General features: G+C 63.2%; 14 protein-coding genes and 2 pseudogenes. 11 read left to right on the plus strand and 5 right to left on the minus strand.

Translation table 11 applies throughout. The annotated features are described in order from the left end of the window. Positions 1 to 313, plus strand: a pseudogene (locus WC739_RS18235) (cell division protein FtsH); the annotation flags it as partial. A gap of 434 nt (positions 314 to 747) precedes the next feature. On the opposite strand, the gene WC739_RS18240 reads toward WC739_RS18235, so the two are convergent. Continuing rightward, complete coding sequence (locus WC739_RS18240) at positions 748 to 1,617, minus strand: hypothetical protein (RefSeq protein WP_372954440.1); 870 nt, start codon at positions 1,615 to 1,617, stop codon at positions 748 to 750. A gap of 364 nt (positions 1,618 to 1,981) precedes the next feature. On the opposite strand from WC739_RS18240, the gene glmM reads away from it, so the two are divergent. The 8 genes from glmM to WC739_RS18280 all read left to right on the plus strand — a co-directional run bounded on the left by glmM (position 1,982) and on the right by WC739_RS18280 (position 12,538). After that, positions 1,982 to 3,334: a phosphoglucosamine mutase gene (gene glmM, locus WC739_RS18245; protein ID WP_372954427.1), complete on the plus strand. Its 1,353-nt coding sequence runs from the start codon at positions 1,982 to 1,984 to the stop codon at positions 3,332 to 3,334. Between the two features lie 233 nt (positions 3,335 to 3,567). Continuing rightward, positions 3,568 to 4,383 carry an outer membrane protein gene (locus WC739_RS18250; RefSeq protein WP_372954428.1) on the plus strand — a complete coding sequence of 272 codons (816 nt, stop codon included), beginning with the start codon at positions 3,568 to 3,570 and terminating at the stop codon, positions 4,381 to 4,383. 228 nt (positions 4,384 to 4,611) lie between these two features. Next, positions 4,612 to 5,379: an outer membrane protein gene (locus WC739_RS18255; protein WP_372954429.1), complete on the plus strand. Its 768-nt coding sequence runs from the start codon at positions 4,612 to 4,614 to the stop codon at positions 5,377 to 5,379. 199 nt (positions 5,380 to 5,578) lie between these two features. Further along, positions 5,579 to 6,754: a phosphoserine transaminase gene (locus tag WC739_RS18260; protein WP_372954430.1), complete on the plus strand. Its 1,176-nt coding sequence runs from the start codon at positions 5,579 to 5,581 to the stop codon at positions 6,752 to 6,754. A 63-nt stretch (positions 6,755 to 6,817) separates the two neighbouring features. Beyond that, complete coding sequence (gene serA / locus WC739_RS18265) at positions 6,818 to 8,419, plus strand: phosphoglycerate dehydrogenase (RefSeq protein ID WP_372954431.1); 1,602 nt, start codon at positions 6,818 to 6,820, stop codon at positions 8,417 to 8,419. Between the two features lie 383 nt (positions 8,420 to 8,802). Continuing rightward, positions 8,803 to 9,555, plus strand: coding sequence for a gluconate 2-dehydrogenase subunit 3 family protein (locus WC739_RS18270; RefSeq protein ID WP_372954432.1), 753 nt, complete (start codon positions 8,803 to 8,805; stop codon positions 9,553 to 9,555). Between the two features lie 2 nt (positions 9,556 to 9,557). Continuing rightward, on the plus strand, positions 9,558 to 11,324 hold the full coding sequence (locus tag WC739_RS18275) for a GMC family oxidoreductase (RefSeq protein ID WP_372954433.1): 1,767 nt from the start codon (positions 9,558 to 9,560) through the stop codon (positions 11,322 to 11,324). Next, on the plus strand, positions 11,321 to 12,538 hold the full coding sequence (locus WC739_RS18280; RefSeq protein ID WP_372954434.1) for a cytochrome c: 1,218 nt from the start codon (positions 11,321 to 11,323) through the stop codon (positions 12,536 to 12,538). The genes WC739_RS18275 and WC739_RS18280 overlap by 4 nt, the downstream gene beginning before the upstream one ends. Positions 12,539 to 12,541: 3 nt before the next feature. On the opposite strand, the gene WC739_RS18285 is transcribed toward WC739_RS18280, so the two are convergent. Further along, positions 12,542 to 13,444, minus strand: a complete 903-nt coding sequence (locus tag WC739_RS18285; protein WP_372954435.1) for a DMT family transporter — start codon at positions 13,442 to 13,444, stop codon at positions 12,542 to 12,544. A gap of 214 nt (positions 13,445 to 13,658) precedes the next feature. Here WC739_RS18285 and WC739_RS18290 point away from each other — a divergent pair, with 214 nt between their 5' ends. After that, on the plus strand, positions 13,659 to 14,957 hold the full coding sequence (locus WC739_RS18290; protein WP_372954436.1) for an adenylosuccinate synthase: 1,299 nt from the start codon (positions 13,659 to 13,661) through the stop codon (positions 14,955 to 14,957). A 75-nt stretch (positions 14,958 to 15,032) separates the two neighbouring features. Beyond that, positions 15,033 to 16,679, plus strand: a complete 1,647-nt coding sequence (locus WC739_RS18295; protein ID WP_372954437.1) for a hypothetical protein — start codon at positions 15,033 to 15,035, stop codon at positions 16,677 to 16,679. A 26-nt stretch (positions 16,680 to 16,705) separates the two neighbouring features. Here the strand turns inward: WC739_RS18295 and WC739_RS18300 are convergent, their stop codons facing one another. The 3 genes and pseudogenes from WC739_RS18300 to WC739_RS18310 all read right to left on the minus strand — a co-directional run. Continuing rightward, complete coding sequence (locus WC739_RS18300) at positions 16,706 to 17,005, minus strand: CcdB family protein (RefSeq protein ID WP_372954438.1); 300 nt, start codon at positions 17,003 to 17,005, stop codon at positions 16,706 to 16,708. Then, complete coding sequence (locus tag WC739_RS18305) at positions 17,005 to 17,187, minus strand: type II toxin-antitoxin system CcdA family antitoxin (RefSeq protein ID WP_372954439.1); 183 nt, start codon at positions 17,185 to 17,187, stop codon at positions 17,005 to 17,007. Before WC739_RS18305 ends, WC739_RS18300 begins: the two co-directional genes overlap by 1 nt. Before the next feature lie 116 nt (positions 17,188 to 17,303). After that, positions 17,304 to 17,844: pseudogene (locus tag WC739_RS18310) on the minus strand (ABC transporter ATP-binding protein); the annotation flags it as partial.

Here is a 17,844-nt window from a genome sequence, read left to right on the forward strand (position 1 = left end):
CACCCAGAACGTCTCGGAAGAGACGGCTCAGATCATCGACGCCGAGGTGCGCCGCCTGATCGACGAGGCCTATTCGTCGGCAAAGTCCATCCTGACCAAGAAGAAGAAGGAATGGATCGCATTGGCGCAGGGCCTGCTCGAATACGAGACGCTGTCCGGCGAGGAGATCAAGCAACTGATCGCCGGCCACAAGCCATCGCGCGACCTGGGCGACGACACGCCGCCAAGCCGCGGTTCGGCCGTGCCGAAATCCGGACGGCGCAAGAAGGGCCCGGAGCCGGAAGGCGGCATGGAACCGCAACCGTCGAGCTGAGCCCAGGAAGAACCGATCTTATTAAACGCCGCGGTCAGACCGCGGCGTTTTTGTTTGAGATGGGGGAAATCGACTAGGCCGGAGACGTCCCCGCTCGCGGGGGAGATGTGCAGCAGGACAGAGGGGGCGCCGGCCCGCCGACTCTTCTGGAGCCGTTCATCGCTTTATGGAAACGCTGAACCGCTCCCTCTCTTTGGCCTGAGGCAATTCCCAAGGAAAGCCGCTACGGGCTCTTCTCCTGGAATTGCGATCTGGTAATGGAAGCCGCGATCCTTCGGGCCTCCTCTGCCCTGCCGGGCATCTCCCCCGATATTGGCAGCGTCGCCGACGGCGCACTCCTCGAAGGACAGTAAGGTCCCTCCTGAACTTGCCGACAAAAAAAGCCCGCGAACCTTGCGGCTCGCGGGCCTTGCCTTCTCAGCTGCGGATCTCGATCAGCTCTTCAGCTTGGCATTGCAGAGGCTGTAGAAGCCGCCGCCCTTCTGGATCCACTTCAGGCCGCCGAGCGTATTGGCGTCCTTGTTGATGTAGTACTGCTCGAGGCAGGTATGCATGCGGCCCTTGGCCGGCGTCTCGCTGGCGAATTTCGCTGAGATCGCGGTCGGGAAGGTGACACCCTTGGGTGCCGGCGCCGTTGGCTTGGCCGGCTCGCTCTTGTACTTGGCCTCGCTCGGAGCCGGGACGGTCTCGTCCTCGGCGGCGCTGGCGCCGCACTCGGCCTTGCGGAAGTCGTTCCACTTCATGCCGTTCAGCGTATTGGCCGTCTTGGCGGCCTGATACTTGGTGCTGCACTCGGCCATGGTCAGGCTCTTGCCTGAACCGTCGGCCGGGGCCGTCGTGGTGGCCGCCTTGCTTGCAGCCGGCTTGGTCTCGGCGGCGGCGGATGCGCCGGCCGCACACTGGGCTTTGCGGAAGTCGTTCCACTTCATGCCGTTCAGCGTTCCCGCGGCCTTCGCGGCCTGATACTTGGCACTGCATTCCTTGGCCGTCAGACCCTTCGCTGTGTCGTCGGCAGCGGCGGCGGCGGCTGGCTTCGCAGGCTTCGCTTCGGTCGGTTTCGCTTCGGCCGCCTTGGCAGCCGCCGGCTTGGCAGCCGCGGGCTTGGTGTCCGTCGTGGCAGCGGCATCGGTGCCGCACTGGGCCTTGCGGAACTGGTTCCAGGTTGCCCCGGCAAGGGTGCCCGCGTCCTTGGCCGCGTTATACTTCGTGCTGCATTCGGCCATGGTCAACGCGCTGGCTGGCGAAGCCAAGTACAACGTCGCCACGGCAAGGCCGGTCAAAGTAACAAGTCGGTGGATGAGCATAGCGTTTCTCCGTTGCGGCAGCCCATGATACGTCCCTTCAAATCCATAGCGCTCAACGGTCGGTTGCGCCAGATGGGAAGTGACGTATATCCAGGCAAAATTTGCCGTCTCTCGATAAGGTGATGAAATCATTGTGCGATGGGGCAGCGCTGCAGCCATTCCATCGGGTGCACCCGCAGTCGGATGCTCGCATAGCGGGTATTTCTGGGCCTATAAGCGCCTGCTGACTCGGCCCCGATACTGTGGGCGGTGCACCCAATGACGTTCTAAGGACTTAGTAACATATAATCACACAATGTGATAAAAGTGCGCCCATCAGTTGTGGCAGGACGTTGCCCGGGAAGCGTCAAGGGATTCGGCAAGCATGGCAGGGAACTATTTCGGCACGGACGGGATTCGCGGGCGGGCCAACAAATTTCCGATGACCGCTGAAATAGCCATGCGGGTCGGCATGGCCGCCGGCCTCTCTTTCCAGCGCGGCAGCCACCGCCACCGCGTCGTGCTGGGCAAGGATACGCGGCTTTCCGGCTACATGATCGAGAACGCCATGGTGGCCGGGCTATGCGCCGCCGGCATGGACGTGTTCCTGCTCGGACCGATCCCGACACCGGCGGTCGCCATGCTGGTGCGCTCGCTGCGCGCCGATATCGGCGTGATGATCTCGGCCTCGCACAATCCCTACTACGACAATGGCATCAAGCTGTTCGGGCCCGATGGCTACAAGCTCTCCGACGAGATCGAGGAGCGCATCGAGGGCATGCTCGACAAGGATATCGAGCTGTCGCTCGCCGATTCCGACGGGCTGGGGCGTGCCAAGCGCGTCGACGGCGTGCATGACCGCTACATCGAATTCGCCAAGCGCACCCTGCCGCGCTCGATGTCGCTCTCGGGGCTCAGGATCGTCATCGATTGCGCCAACGGCGCCGCCTACAAGGTGGCGCCGGAGGCGCTATGGGAACTCGGCGCCGAAGTGGTGGCCATCAATGTCGAGCCCAACGGCTTCAACATCAATAAGGAATGCGGCTCCACCCATCCGGCCGGCCTGCAGAAGAAGGTGCACGAAGTGCGCGCCGACATCGGCATCGCGCTCGATGGCGATGCCGACCGCGTCGTCATCGTCGACGAAAACGGGGCGATCGTGGACGGCGACCAGATCATGGCGCTGATTGCCGAGTCCTGGCACCAGAGCGGACGGCTTGCCGGCGGCGGCGTCGTTTCGACCGTGATGTCCAATCTCGGGCTCGAGCGCTTCCTCGGCGACATGAAGCTGCAACTGCACCGCACCAAGGTCGGCGACCGCTATGTCGTCGAGCATATGCGCGCGCATGGGCTCAATGTCGGCGGCGAACAGTCCGGCCATATCGTGCTGTCGGATTTCTCGACCACCGGCGACGGCCTCGTCTCGGCGCTGCAGGTGCTGGCCTGCATCAAGCGCCAGGGGCGACCGGTCAGCGAGCTGTCGAGGAAGTTCGAACCGGTGCCGCAGCTTCTCAAGAACGTCCGCATTTCCGGCGGCAAGCCGCTCGAGGAAGCGCCGGTGAAGGCTGCCATCGAGGACGCCCGCCATCGCCTCGGCAAGGCCGGCCGCCTGGTGATCCGGCCTTCGGGCACCGAACCGCTGATCCGCGTGATGGCGGAAGGCGACGACCCGGCGCTGGTCGAGGCCGTCGTCAACGACATCGTCGGCGTCATTTCGGAGAACCGCAGCGCCGCCTGACCCAAGCGCGCGTCGCGACAGGACTTTCCAAGGCCCGCCTCCCGGCGGGCCTTTTTGTTGTCGTCCACCTCCGTGGGCGTCGGCCTAAGGCGCGCTGCCTTGCGTCGAAGTGTAAATATTCGTGGTTAAGCAACAGGGTTAAATGCCTTTTAACCTTTGCGATTCATTATCCACGACTGAAAGCAATCGCATTCGGACACGATCGCCGTTCCGATCTTCCAGGGGTGACAAACATGTTCAATACAGCAAGAAGGGCCTTGTTCGCGGCGGTGTTCGCGGGCGCGGCAGGACCGGTGTTCGCAGCCGATTTCGTTGAGCCCCAGGTGGTCGAGCAGGCGCCTCCGCAGCCGGCCTATGAGCAGCCGGTCGATGTCGGCGGCTGGTATATCCGCGGCGACGTCGACTATCACTGGTCGAAGTTCAGCGGTGCGGACTATATCACTTACGGGCCCCCTCCCGGGACGAACAGCTTCAGCAGCGGCTCCCTCAAGGGCGCATTTTCTGCCGGTGCCGGTGTCGGTTACCAGATCAACGAGCATTTCCGCACCGATCTGACCGGCGACTATTGGTTCAAGTCGAACTTCGATGGTGGGACGGCAGACCTGGACACGACCTCGGTCGAGGTTTCCAAGATGAGCGCCTTCCTGCTGCTCGCCAATGCCTACGCCGATCTCGGGACCTATCACGGCATCACGCCTTATGTGGGCGCCGGCATCGGCGGCGCGCACATCAAGTGGGACGATGTCAGGGATCCCAACACCACCGAGTTCAACCCGGGATCATCGAATTGGCGTTTTGCCTATGCGCTCATGGCCGGCGCGTCATACTGCCTGACCGACCGGGTCAAGCTCGATGTCGGCTATCGCTACAGCCACATTCAGGGCGGCCGGATGTTCGAGTATGATACCACGAGCTCCGGGCCGGGCTTCGACCACGGGTTCAATAACCATGAGGTGCGCGGCGGCCTGCGCTACCAGTTCGGCAAGTCGGACTGCGCCCCGCAGCAGGAAGCCTATGTGCCCGAGCCGGAGCCGGTCTACACCAAGTAACGGCTTCGAGACTTCCGAAATCGTCAACCGCCCGGCAACCGCCGGGCGGTTTTCGTTTGGGCGCGCGCGTGACTTGCCTGGGCACGCGCCGGTGAAATGTCGCCGAAATGAATTCGATAACGCTCTGTTAGCCTTAACCGGCACTTAACCACTATGGTTAACAATGCTCCTTGAAACGATGGTTGCCGCCGATTTTTCGGAGGCACCAAATCCGGGAGTCGGGGAACCATGAAACTCATTTTGCGCATGGCGCTTGCCGCAATCGCTCTGGCGCCGCTGACGCCGGTGCATGCGGCCGATTATGATCCGCCCATCTATGTCGACCAGGCGCCCGACTACGTGCCGGTCGAGGTTGGCTCGGGCTGGTATCTGCGCGGCGATGTTTCCTATCTGGCGCAGAAGAGCTTCAAGGACGACAGTTTCGCCTTCACGCCCGCGAGTTTCAGTGAAAAGGAAGATCCGGTCTTCGCCAGCATCGGCTTCGGCTACCATTTCAACGACTATCTGCGTGCCGATCTCAATCTCGGCTACCTGCCCGGCAACAAGATCGGCATGAGTTACGACGACACCGGAATCGTGGACCCGCCGGAGGAGGGCATCGCGGCATCGGCCTCGATGAAGAACTATGCCTACTCGCTCATGCTCAACGGCTATGTCGATCTCGGCACTTATGTCGGCATCACGCCCTATGTTGGCGCCGGTGTCGGCGTGGTCCAGAGCAAGCGCAGCCTTTCGGCGAGCTATTTCACCAACAATGACAACCCGGCCGACGATTTCGAACTAACCGACGAAAAGACCAGGTACTCCCTCGCCTATACATTGAACGCAGGCCTTGCCTACCAGGTCACCAAGAACGTTTCCGTCGATCTCGGCTACCAGTATTTTTCGGCGCCCGACGCCGAATATGTCTCCGCCGAAAATCTGGACACCTATCCCGTCCACAAGGGGATCAGCAACCACCAGGTCAAGCTCGGTCTCCGCTACGATCTCTGGTAGGCGCCACGCACATGAACCGGGACGGCGGATCTTGAGGTCCGCCGTTCGCGTTTGAGGTCCATGGCATTCCCGCCACCCTCGACGGGTGTCCCGCAAGCGACAAAAACTTTGCTCTTGACGCCCGAAGCCCGAACGCATATCGCCGTCCGTGGGCCACCCCTCCCCAACGAGGGGCCACTATCTGGAAGGATAGACCACGATGACGACGCATACGAAGCCCGGACTCCGTCCGGCAAATCCCAATTTTTCCTCAGGTCCCTGCGCGAAACGCCCCGGCTGGTCGGTCGAGGCGCTGAGAGCCGCTGCGCTCGGCCGCTCCCATCGCGCCAAGATCGGCAAGGCCAAGCTCGAACAGGCGATCGAGCTGACGCGGGAGATCCTCCAGGTCCCGGCCGGTTACCGCATCGGCATCGTGCCGGCGTCGGACACCGGCGCCGTCGAGATGGCGCTGTGGTCGCTGCTCGGCGAGCGCGGCGTCGACATGGTTGCCTGGGAGAGCTTCGGCTCGGGTTGGATCACCGACGTGGCCAAGCAATTGAAGCTTGCCGACATGCGCAAGATCGAGGCCGGCTATGGCGAATTGCCCGATTTGGCGAAGATCGATTTCGACCGCGACGTGGTCTTCACCTGGAATGGCACCACGTCGGGCGTGCGGGTGCCGGACGGCGGTTTCATCCCGGCTGACCGTAAGGGCCTGACCATCTGTGACGCGACGTCGGCCGCCTTCGCGCAGAGACTCGATTTCGAAAAGCTCGATGTCGTCACCTTCTCATGGCAGAAAGTGCTGGGCGGCGAGGGCGCGCATGGCATGCTCATCCTGTCGCCGCATGCGGTGGAGCGGCTGGAAACCTACAAGCCGTCCTGGCCGCTGCCGAAGATCTTCCGCCTGACCTCGGGCGGCAAGCTCATCGAAGGCATCTTCAAGGGTGAGACCATCAACACGCCGTCGATGCTGTGCGTCGAGGACTATCTCGACGCGCTCAACTGGGCGAAGTCGATCGGCGGCCTCGACGCGTTGATCGCCAGGGCGGACGCCAATGCCGCCGTTCTCTACGGCTTCGTCGATACATCATCCTGGCTCGGTCATCTCGCCGTCCAGCCGGCGACGCGGTCGAACACATCGGTCTGCCTGTCCTTCACCGATCCGGACATCGCCGCGCTCGACGCCGACGGACAGGCAGCCTTCGCCAAGGGCCTGGTCTCGGTGCTCGACAAGGAAGGCGTCGCCTACGACATCGGCTCCTATCGCGACGCGCCGCCCGGCCTGCGCATCTGGTGCGGCGCAACGGTCGAGACATCCGATCTCGAAGCGCTGCTGCCCTGGCTGGACTGGGCCTTCGCCGCGCAGAAGGCGTCGCTGAAGGCAGCCGCCTGAGATTAGACTGGCGGCCTTCGGGCCGCGCATTTCCCAGATCAATCCCATTTCCAGGAGGCCGCCATGGCGCCCCGTGTACTCGTCTCTGACAAACTCTCTCCCACCGCCGTGCAGATCTTCAAGGATCGCGGCGTCGAGGTCGACTATCTGCCCGATCTCGGCAAGGACAAGGAAAAGCTGCTCGAAGTGATCGGCCAGTATGATGGGCTCGCCATCCGCTCGGCGACCAAGGTCACCGAGAAGCTGATCAACGCCGCCACCAGGCTCAAGGTCATCGGCCGCGCCGGCATCGGCGTCGACAATGTCGATATCCCGGCGGCGAGCCGCAAGGGCATCATCGTGATGAACACGCCGTTCGGCAATTCGATCACGACGGCCGAGCACGCGGTCGCCATGATCTTCGCGCTCGCCCGCCAGATCCCGGAAGCCAACGCCTCGACCCATGCCGGCAAGTGGGAGAAGAACCGTTTCATGGGTGTCGAAATCACCGGCAAGACGCTGGGCGTCATCGGCTGCGGCAACATCGGTTCGATCGTCGCCACGCGCGGGGTCGGCCTGAAGATGCATGTCATCGCCTTCGATCCGTTCCTGTCGGACAAGCGCGCCGAGGAACTCGGTGTCGACAAGGTCGAACTGGACGAACTCTTCGCCCGCGCGGACTTCATCACCCTGCACACGCCGCTGACCGACAAGACGCGCAACATCATCGATGCCGCGGCAATCGCCAAGATGAAGAAAGGCGTGCGCATCATCAATTGCGCGCGCGGCGGGCTGATCGTCGAGGCCGACCTGATCGCGGGGTTGAAAAGCGGCAAGGTGGCTGGCGCCGGCGTCGATGTGTTCGAGGTCGAGCCGGCGGAACAGAACGAGCTGTTCGGCATGGAAAACGTGGTGGCGACGCCGCATCTCGGCGCCTCGACGGCGGAAGCGCAGGAGAATGTCGCGCTTCAGGTGGCCGAGCAGATGTCGGATTACCTGATCAAGGGCGCCGTCTCCAACGCCATCAACATGCCGTCGATCACGGCCGAGGAAGCGCCGCGGCTGAAGCCGTTCGTCAAGCTTGCAGAAGTGCTCGGCGCCTTTGTCGGCCAGGTCACCGAGGATCCGATCAAGGAGGTCGAGATCCTGTTCGACGGCTCGACCGCGACCATGAACACCCGCGCGCTGATCAGCGCGGCGCTTGCCGGATTGATCCGGCCACAGGTCGCCGACGTCAACATGGTGTCGGCGCCGATCATGGTGAAGGAGCGCGGCATCATCGTCGCCGAGGTCAAGCGCGACAAATCGGGCGTGTTCGACGGCTACATCAAGCTCACCGTCAAGACCGAGCACAGGACGCGCTCGATTGCCGGCACCTGCTTTTCCGACGGCAAGCCACGCTTCATCCAGATCAAGGGCATCAATCTCGACGCCGAGGTCGGCCAGCACATGCTCTACACCACCAATGCCGACGCGCCGGGCATCATCGGCCTGCTCGGCACGGTGTGCGGCGAGAACGGCGTCAACATCGCCAACTTCCAGCTCGGCCGCAACCGGCCGGGCGGCGATGCCATCGCGCTGCTCTATCTCGATGCGCCGTTCCCGGAAAAGGTGCTGGAGCAAGTGCGGGCAAACAAGTCGATCGATTCGGCCAAGCGGCTCCAGTTCGACGTCGGCGGGGTGTAGCCCCAAAAGTCGTAGCATGATGCAACGGCTCGCGTGCTCTCGGAGCCCGCGGGCCGCTTGCGTCTTCGGCCTCGGTCCAGCCCGCGGATGCCCTGCCAGGCGCATGCCGACCTGCACGGTCGCGGGCAATTCTGCATTCGGCGAATGTAATTTTGCCGGCGAAGACCGCGCCGTTGCAATTGTTTCCTTCTATCCGAGGTAAATTAGCAGATTGAAATAAGCCGAACTTCCGGGTCTATCTAACGATTTCGTGATCTGCTTGACGATCTGGCTTTCTTTCCTCAGTTTGTTTCCAGTCGGCTCGTCTGATTAAAACCTTCCAGGTTTAGTCATGATTTATGCGCATCTGTCGGTGCGCGCTTTTTGCTGTCCAGGTGGTTTCGATGAACTATGGGAATACTGCTCGACTGAACCGGCGCCTTTTCCTGTCATCTGTCGCAATGTTCACCCTGACCGCCACCTCGGCAAGCCTCGCCCGCTCTCTCTCGGGGTCCTTGCCCTGGGCGCCCTTGTCGTCTGATCCGCCCATGCAGGTCGTGCCTGGCGGCTGGCAGTTCTTTTCACCGCAGGAAGCAGCCCTGGTCGAGGCCATCGTCGACCGCCTCGTCCCCGCCGACGACCTCAGCGTCGGCGGCAAGGAAGCAGGCTGCGTCGTCTATATCGACAGGCAGCTGACGGGCGCGTTCGGAACCTCGAGCAGGCTCTATACCCAAGGGCCGTTCCTGCCGGGATTGCCCACACAGGGCTATCAGGGCGAGGCCAATCCGGCCCAGCGTTACCGCGTCGGCCTTGCCGCCATCGACGCCTTCCTGAAGCAGCGGGACGGCAAGACGTTCGCCGAGCTTCAGCCGGCCGAGCAGGATGAATTCCTCAGCGCAATGGAGGCTGGAAAGGTCGACTTGCCAAACGGCGTCAAGGCCGCCGGCTTCTTCGGGCTTCTGCTGCAGAACACGATGGAAGGGTTCTTTGCCGACCCGGTCTATGGCGGCAACAAGGACATGGTGTCGTGGCGCATGCTTGGCTTCCCCGGCGCGCGCTACGATTACCGGGATCATGTCAGCAAGCACAATCAGCCCTACCCCAGGCCGCCCGTGTCCATCGAGGGCAGCCCGGAATGGCTTGTGAAGAGGAGCTGACCATGACGACGATCCTGCCCCGCAAAGATGTCGTGATCGTCGGCCTCGGCTGGACCGGAGCCATCCTTGCGCATGAACTGACCGATCAGGGCCTCGACGTGCTGGCCATCGAGCGCGGTCCGTGGCGCGACACGGCAACCGATTTCAACATCGGCTACGCGCAGGATGAATTGCGCTACAGCGTGCGGCGCGACCTGTTCCTGCAGCCTGCCGTGGAAACCATGACGATGCGCAACGACCCCTCGCAGAGGGCGATGCCGATGCGCGATTTCGGCTCTTTCCTGCCCGGCAATGGCGTCGGCGGCGCCGGCGTGCACTGGAACGGCCACACCTGGCGGTTCTGGGATTCGGACTTTCAGATCAAGACCAACCTGACCCGCAAATATGGCGCGGCCAGGATCGCGGACCTCCAGGTGGAGGACTGGGGCGTGACGGGCGCCGAAATGGAACCCTATTACGACCAGTTCGAATATCTGGCGGGGATTTCGGGCAGGGCCGGCAACATCAAGGGCCAGGTGCAGGAAGGCGGCAATCCGTTCGAGGATCCGCGGGCGCGCGATTATCCGAACCCACCGATGGAGATGACCTACGCGCCGACCCTGTTTGCCAATGTCGGGCGCTCGATAGGACTGCATCCGTTCCCGACACCATCGGCCAACATGTCGCGGACCTACGTCAATCCGCTCGGCATCACCATGGGGCAGTGCACCTATTGCGGCTTCTGCGAGCGTTTCGGCTGCGCCAACTATTCCAAGGCCAGCGCCCAGACCACCATCCTCCCGGTGCTGATGAAGAAGGCCAATTTCGAGGTCCGCACCGACAGCGAAGTGCTGCATGTCGACCTCGCCTCGGGCGGCAAGTCGGCGCGCGGCGTCACCTATGTCGACACGTCGGGACAGGAATTCTTCCAGCCTGCCGATCTCGTGCTCCTGTGCGCCTACGGCCTGCACAATGCCCGGCTGATGATGCTGTCGGGCATCGGCAGGATCTACGATCCCGTCACCGGCGAGGGCACAGTGGGCCGCAATTACTGCTACCAGACCAACGCCGGCGCGCAGGTTTTCTTCGACGACAAGAATTTCAACCCGTTCGTCGCGGCGGGCGCGCTCGGCCAGACGATCGACGACTATAATGGCGACGCTTTCGATCACGGCGCGCTCGATTTCGTCGGCGGCGCCGGCATCAATTGCATTCCCACCAACGGTCGGCCGATCGCGACAAGGCCGACGCTGCCCGGCACGCCGAAATGGGGCAGCGCCTGGAAGAAAGCGACGGTCGATGGCTACAAGAGCACGCTGGGCTACTCGTCCCAGGGCAGCAGTTACGCGACACGGACGAACTACCTCGACCTCGATCCGACCTACAAGGATCGCTTCGGCCGGCCGCTGATGCGCATGACGTTCGATTTTCCCGACAATGATATCCGCATGTCGAATTATGTCGGCGACCGGATGGAGGAGATCGCCAAGGCGCTCGGCGGCAAGCAGTACAATGTCAGCCGTCTCAAGAAGGGCTGGAACAGCGTTCCTTACCAGAGCACCCACAATACGGGCGGCGCCATCATGGGAACGGATCCGAAAAAGAGCGCGGTCAATACTTTCCTGCAAAGCTGGGATGTGCCCAACGTCTTCGTCATCGGCGCCTCGGCCTTCCCGCAAAACGCCGGCAAGAACCCGACCGGCACTGTCGGCGCGCTGGCCTTCCGCGCCGCCGACGCCATCCGCAACCAGTATCTGCGCAATCCCGGCGCGCCGCTGGTGCAGGCATGAGGGCGTTGGCTGGCGCACTCGCCGCCGGCGCCTCGATCCTGGCGATTGCGCCGGCAAGCGGCGCCGACCAGGCGGACCAGATCATGCGCGGCCAGTACCAGGCCGTGCTCGGCGACTGCAATGGCTGTCATACGAGGCCTGGCGGCAGGCCACTGGCCGGCGGCCTGCCGCTCGAGACACCGTTCGGTGCGCTGGTGCCGCCCAACATCACGCCCGACCACGCCACAGGCATAGGCAACTGGTCCGAGGCCGATTTCCACAGCATGATGAAATCCGGCATCGGTCACGACGGCGTGCGGCTCTACCCGGCCATGCCATATCCCGCCTATACGAGGATGAACGAGCAGGACATTTCCGACCTGTGGGCCTACCTCACGACGGTCGAGCCCGTCTCGAACAAGGTGGAAGCCAACCAGCTGCCGTTTCCGGTGAACATCCGGCTGGCGATGTGGGGCTGGAACCTGCTTAACTTCACCGAGCAGGATTTCAAGCCGGATCCGTCCAGATCGGCCGAATGGAATCGCGGCGCCTATATCGTGCAGGGGGCCGGGCACTGCGGCACCTGCCATACGCCGAAATCCGTTCTGGGAGCAGACGAGGACAGCGTTTTCCTGCAAGGGGCGTCACTGCAGGGCTGGTTCGCGCCAGACATCACCAACAATGCTCAATCCGGCCTTGGCAAATGGTCGGATGAGGATCTGGTCGCCTACCTCAAGACCGGCGTCAACGGGCATTCGATCGCGTCCGGCCCGATGGCCGAGGCCATCGAAAACTCGACCTCCAAAATGACGGATCCGGACCTCAAGGCCATTGCCGTCTATCTCAGGAGCCTGGGCAAGGATACCGCCAGCGCGCAAGCGCCAAGGCCCGAGCAAGCGCGCATGGTCGCGGGCGAGGCGATCTACCACGACACTTGCTCGGCCTGCCACGGCGGCGACGGAGCCGGGGCCGGGGCGCTTATCCCGCCGCTCATCGGCAACGCGGTCGTCGCGCAGGGCAATCCCGAAACGCTTGCCCGGGTGGTTTTGGCCGGAAGCCAGGCCGTTCACACCGCCAGCGCGCCGACGACGCCTGCCATGCCCTCCTTGGCGTGGCGCCTCAAGGACCAGGAAATCGCCGATGTCTTGACCTATGTGCGCAGCAGCTGGGGCAATGCCGCTCCAGCGGTTTCGCCCGGCGATGTCGCCGCGGTCCGCAAGGAATTGCTCAACTAGGACCTATGGTTCTGCGCGCGTCGCCGTCCTGCGCCCGCTGTATTCGGCAAGTCCGATGCCGCCCAGCACCAGCGCTAGCGCCATCGCCTGATAGACCTGGAATGACTCGCCGACGATCAGCACCGACAGCAGCGTGCCGAATATGGGAACCAGATTGATGAACAGGCCGGCGCGGTTGGCGCCGATGAGTTCATTGCCCCTAATGTAGGCGATCTGCGAGATGATCGAGGCGCCGACGGCGGTGTAGGCGATCACCGTCCAACCGCGGATGTCGGGTACGATAACCCTGCCGGCGACCAGCTCCCACAGGAAGAAGGGCAACGATGTGACGAGTGCCGCAACCGACAGGGCCAGCATCAGGCTCTGCCACTGCATCGCCGGCTTCAGCCGCAGCCCGACGGAATAGCCGCTGTAGATAACCACCGCGACCAGCATGAGGGCGTCACCGAAATTCAGTTCAAGCGTCAGCAGCCGGCGCGGGTCGCCATGACAGGCGGTCAGGATGACGCCGGCGATGGTCAGCACGACGCCGGCAATCTGGGCCCAGTTCACGCGCAGGCGGAAGAAGACGAAATTGGCTGTCATGATCAGGATCGGCATTGCCGCCTGTTCGATGGAGACGTTGATCGCCGTCGTGTAGTTCAGCGCTGTGTAGAAGATCGTGTTGAACAGGGTGAAGCCGCTGGCGCCAAGGGCCGCCAGGACGAGCCAGTGCCTGCGCACCGCCGGCCAGTCCGTCTGGATCGTGCGCCAGCCGATCGGCAGCATGATCAGCACGGCCAGCACCCAGCGCAGGAAGACCAGCGTCATCGGCGACACATGATCGACGGCAAGCTTGCCGGCCACCGAGTTGCCGCCCCACAGCAAGGTGGTGAGCAGCAGGAATAAATAGGCGTTTCGATGCATCGCGGGATCCGGGTCGCGGCGGGCGAGCCGCACTGTTAGCCGGGCCTATTGGCCCGGCCGGCGCAAGTAAATGATGTCAAAGCCGAAAATTGTTGTGCCTGGGGGCATTTTCGGCGGCAAAGAAAGGTCGCGCTGACGTGGTCTTGACGTTATAGAGGCCTGTCGTTTTGAACAGTCTTCCAGCCGCCAGGCGGCGTCTCAAGGGAAAAGAAACATGGCCAATGTGGTGGTCGTCGGCTCACAATGGGGCGACGAAGGCAAGGGCAAGATAGTCGACTGGCTGTCGGAGCGCGCCGATGTCGTGGTGCGCTTTCAGGGCGGTCACAATGCCGGCCACACGCTGGTCGTCGACGGCAAAGTCTACAAGCTGTCATTGTTGCCGTCGGGCGTCGTGCGGCAGGGCAAACTGTCCATCATCGGCAATGGCGTCGTCTTCGACCCGCATGCGTTCGTCGCCGAAGTGGCGAAGCTCCGGGCGCAAGGCGTCGAAGTTACGCCCGATCGCCTGAAAATAGCCGAAAACACAGCGCTTATCCTGTCGCTGCACCGGGAGCTGGACGGATTCCGCGAGGACGCCGCCTCCAATTCCGGAACGAAGATTGGCACGACCCGCCGCGGCATCGGCCCCGCCTATGAAGACAAGGTGGGCCGTCGCGCGGTCAGGGTGATGGATTTGGCGGATTTGGAAACGCTGCCCTTGAAGGTCGACAGGCTGCTGACGCACCACAATGCGTTGCGTCGGGGGCTTGGCCATGCCGAGGTCACGCATGACGCGATCCTGCAGGAGCTGACGTCGGTTGCCGACCAGATCCTGCCCTATATGGATCGGGTCTGGAAGATTCTTGACGACAAGCGCCGGGCCGGCGAACGGATCCTGTTCGAGGGCGCGCAAGGCACCCTGCTCGATATCGATCATGGCACTTATCCGTTCGTCACCTCGTCCAACACCGTCGCCGGCCAGGCCGCCGCCGGATCCGGTGTCGGTCCAGGTGCCATCGGCTATGTGCTCGGCATCACCAAGGCCTATACGACGCGTGTCGGCGAAGGTCCTTTCCCGACCGAGCAGAAGAACGACATCGGCGAATTCCTGGGCACGCGCGGGCATGAGTTCGGCGTCGTCACCGGCCGCAAGCGCCGCTGCGGCTGGTTCGACGCGGTGCTGGTGCGCCAGGCTGTCGCCGTCAATGGCATCAAGGGCATCGCGCTGACCAAGCTCGACGTGCTTGACGGACTGGATGAGATCCAGGTCTGCACTGGCTACCGTCTCGACGGCGAGATGATCGATTACCTGCCCGCCAGCCAGGGCGCCCAGGCGCGTGTCGAACCCGTCTACGAGACGCTGGAGGGCTGGAAAGGCACCACGGCCGGCGCGCGCAGCTGGAACGACCTCCCGGCCCAGGCGGTCAAGTATGTCAGGTATATCGAGGAGCTGATCGGCGCCCCGGTCGCGCTCCTTTCCACGAGCCCGGAACGGGACGATACGATACTTGTGACCGATCCTTTTCAAGACTAGTTTCTGAAGCCTTTCCGGGCATCTCGGCCGATTTGTGGGGGCCGGCGCGGAAGCAAAATACAGGTCGACCGAAGCATGGTAGATTTCGTTCCTATTCTGAAACAGGCGCTGGCCAAGCATGGCGACGATACGCCTGAAAAGCGTACGCGCATCTATGCCAGCGTTCGTGCCATGCTGGGAAAGAAGCTGGCTGAAAAGTCGCCTCCGATGCCCGCTGAAGCCATCAGCAATCAGAAGCGATTGCTGGAAGAAGCCATCGCCAGCGTGGACCAGGAGTATACTAGGAGCGTCCCCGAGACAGACCCTCTCGCGGAACTGGAACACATCTTTTCCTCGATCGATCGAAACAGGAACCAGCCGAGCCACACACGCCAACCGGCAAAGGCGGAACCGGCCTGGGCGGCGCCGCCCGCCGCCAAGCCGGAGCCTTTCCGGCCGGCGCCTCCAGCCGCAGCCAAGGTCGAGCCGAGCTGGCCCAAGCCGACGCCAGCGCCTTCGGCTCCCGTCCGTGCCGAAGCGGCGCTCGCAGGCATGGACGCAAACCGTGCCGACGACGAAGTCGATGTCTTTGACAACAACGAGCAGCCGGTATCCGACACGTTCCAGCGCCTGCGTCCTGCCGAGCGCAAGCGCGGCTATGGCGGGCTGGTTGCCGCCGTCATCGCGCTGCTGGTCGTTGCCGGCGGCGGCTATGGCATCTGGCTGAACAAGGATGCCTTCAGCAAGATGCTGGGGCTCGACGGCACTAAGGTGGCGAATACCGAACCGGCGAAGCCGGCGCCGGTCAAGCCGGCAACCAATTCGGCTGCAGCGCCCGCGCCAGCGGCGCCGGCCGCCGAGGCTGAGAGCACAAAGTTCACCCAGCGTCTGACGCCGCAGGGCAGCGAAGTCGATCCAGGCCCGGCCGGCGGACAAACCGGTATCGGTGAAGGCGAATCCGTCGCCGCCCTGACCACGCCGCCGAACGCGACGAACGCGCCTGCCCTTTCCGCACCGCCTGTTCCGGCACCGACCGCGGACACGCCAGGGGCGGCCGCGCCGGCGGCGACCACGCCCCCGGCGACAGGCGCCGCACCCGCGACGCCACCCGCCAATGGAACTGCGCCGGCCGATGCGGCCGCCTCGCCGTCAGCGCCGGCGGCCGCCGCGGCAACGGAACCCTCATTGCCGGTCGGTCAGAAGGCGATCTTCTACGAGGAGCGCACCAGCACGGCGCAAGGTTCCGCTGAACCGGGCAGCATCGTCTGGTCGCTGGTGCAGGAATCGCCAGGCGGGGACCTGCCGCCCGAGCCGGCGATCCGCGCCGAGGCGACCATCCCCGGCAAGGACATCCAGCTGCGGATGACCATCCGCCGCAACACCGACCAGACGCTGCCGGCCAGCCATATCATCGAGATGATCTTCCTGACGCCGGACGGCTTCGAGGGCGGCGGCGTCGACAACATCCTGCGCGTCGCCATGAAGAGTTCCGAACAGGATGCCGGCAGCCCGCTGATCGGCATTCCGGCCAAGATCGCCGACGGTTTCTTCCTCGTCGCGCTCAACGACACCAAGGCCGACGAGGACGCCAATCTGACCTTGCTGCGCGGCCAGGACTGGATCGACGTGCCGGTGGTCTACAAGACCGGACGGCGGGCGCTGCTGACCATGGAAAAGGGCATTCCCGGCGAGAAGGTGTTCGACGAGGCGATCAAGGCCTGGCAGGCGAAGACGGCGGGCTGATCGGGCGGCATAACGGTCGCCTTCTTTCAGAAGCCCTGGAATAGCATGTCGAGCGCGGCGACGATGTCGTCGTGGTGCTTCGAGAGGTTCCCCTCCGCATCCGGGAGTTCGGAGGCGGTGAAAGCCGACATAAACTGCGTGACCATCACATGATCCTTGCCGTTTATGGCGAAGGTCGGGTTTAGCCGGCGGCCAGGAATCGGGGCAATGTTGGGCGGCATCAACGGAATGACCACTCTCGTGCTCAACCCTCCAAGAAGGTCGGACTGAACATCGAGAAGATAACCGTTGCCGTCGGCATTCCGATAAAAATCGTAACGTGCCATCAGAACGGCCGATGTTTGGCCAATGGCAATCCGTTGCGCCTGACATACTCATTGGAGCTCTCGATGGCTTCCTTGTTTTCTTCCTGCCATCGACGCGTTTTTTCCGCCGCTATCGCTTTCGCAATACCTGCCTCGGCAGCGCGAGAGATGTTGATACCCAATGCTTTGGCGTCTTTGATCAACTGCGAGTCAATGGACGTGTTGACGGACGTCCTCTGAGATTTTGGCGTCGATTGGAGCATGGGGTGACCTCTCTTATGCGCATAATGTACGCGCACAAAAGACCGCATGCAATCGTTCACCCCTCCATCTCCTCCCGCAGCATCTCCAGTTCCAGCCACTCTTCCTCCAGCGCCGCCAGCGTCGCGCGCTCCTTGTCGAGGGCGGCGATGGTCTTCTGGAACGAGGCCGGATCGCGCTCGTAATAGGCGGGATCGGCGATGTTGTTCTCCAGCCGTGAGATCGACGCCGTCACCGCTTCCATTTTCTTGGGCAGCGATTCCAGCGCGAATTTCTGCTTGAACGACAGTTTCTTCACCGGCCCTTTTGGAGGGACTTGATCGCTCTTGCCGGACGCCGGCGCATCGCCGGCTTCGGTCCTGGCGCGGGCCTTGCGGTCTTCGAGCCTGGTGCCGCCGCGCTGCGCCAGCATGTCGGAATAGCCACCGGCATATTCTATCCAGCGGCCGTCGCCGTCGGGCGCGATGATGCTGGTTACCGTGCGGTCGAGGAAATCGCGGTCGTGGCTGACCAGGATGACAGTGCCGGCAAAGCCGGCGACCAGTTCCTGCAGCAGTTCCAGCGTCTCCATGTCGAGATCGTTGGTCGGTTCGTCGAGC

Origin of the sequence: Mesorhizobium sp. (genome assembly GCF_041661565.1) — a bacterium.
Classification (GTDB): domain Bacteria; phylum Pseudomonadota; class Alphaproteobacteria; order Rhizobiales; family Rhizobiaceae; genus Mesorhizobium.

Excerpts from the sequence above, each read along its gene's own strand:
- WC739_RS18295 (WP_372954437.1), top strand. The coding sequence starts at position 15,033 with ATGGTAGATTTCGTTCCTATTCTGAAACAGGCGCTGGCCAAGCATGGC.
- WC739_RS18255 (WP_372954429.1), top strand. The coding sequence starts at position 4,612 with ATGAAACTCATTTTGCGCATGGCGCTTGCCGCAATCGCTCTGGCGCCG.
- WC739_RS18260 (WP_372954430.1), top strand. The coding sequence starts at position 5,579 with ATGACGACGCATACGAAGCCCGGACTCCGTCCGGCAAATCCCAATTTT.
- WC739_RS18270 (WP_372954432.1), top strand. The coding sequence starts at position 8,803 with ATGAACTATGGGAATACTGCTCGACTGAACCGGCGCCTTTTCCTGTCA.
- WC739_RS18280 (WP_372954434.1), top strand. The coding sequence starts at position 11,321 with ATGAGGGCGTTGGCTGGCGCACTCGCCGCCGGCGCCTCGATCCTGGCG.
- serA (WP_372954431.1), top strand. The coding sequence starts at position 6,818 with ATGGCGCCCCGTGTACTCGTCTCTGACAAACTCTCTCCCACCGCCGTG.
- WC739_RS18275 (WP_372954433.1), top strand. The coding sequence starts at position 9,558 with ATGACGACGATCCTGCCCCGCAAAGATGTCGTGATCGTCGGCCTCGGC.
- WC739_RS18240 (WP_372954440.1), bottom strand. The coding sequence starts at position 1,617 with ATGCTCATCCACCGACTTGTTACTTTGACCGGCCTTGCCGTGGCGACG.
- WC739_RS18290 (WP_372954436.1), top strand. The coding sequence starts at position 13,659 with ATGGCCAATGTGGTGGTCGTCGGCTCACAATGGGGCGACGAAGGCAAG.
- glmM (WP_372954427.1), top strand. The coding sequence starts at position 1,982 with ATGGCAGGGAACTATTTCGGCACGGACGGGATTCGCGGGCGGGCCAAC.
- WC739_RS18300 (WP_372954438.1), bottom strand. The coding sequence starts at position 17,005 with ATGGCACGTTACGATTTTTATCGGAATGCCGACGGCAACGGTTATCTT.
- WC739_RS18285 (WP_372954435.1), bottom strand. The coding sequence starts at position 13,444 with ATGCATCGAAACGCCTATTTATTCCTGCTGCTCACCACCTTGCTGTGG.
- WC739_RS18250 (WP_372954428.1), top strand. The coding sequence starts at position 3,568 with ATGTTCAATACAGCAAGAAGGGCCTTGTTCGCGGCGGTGTTCGCGGGC.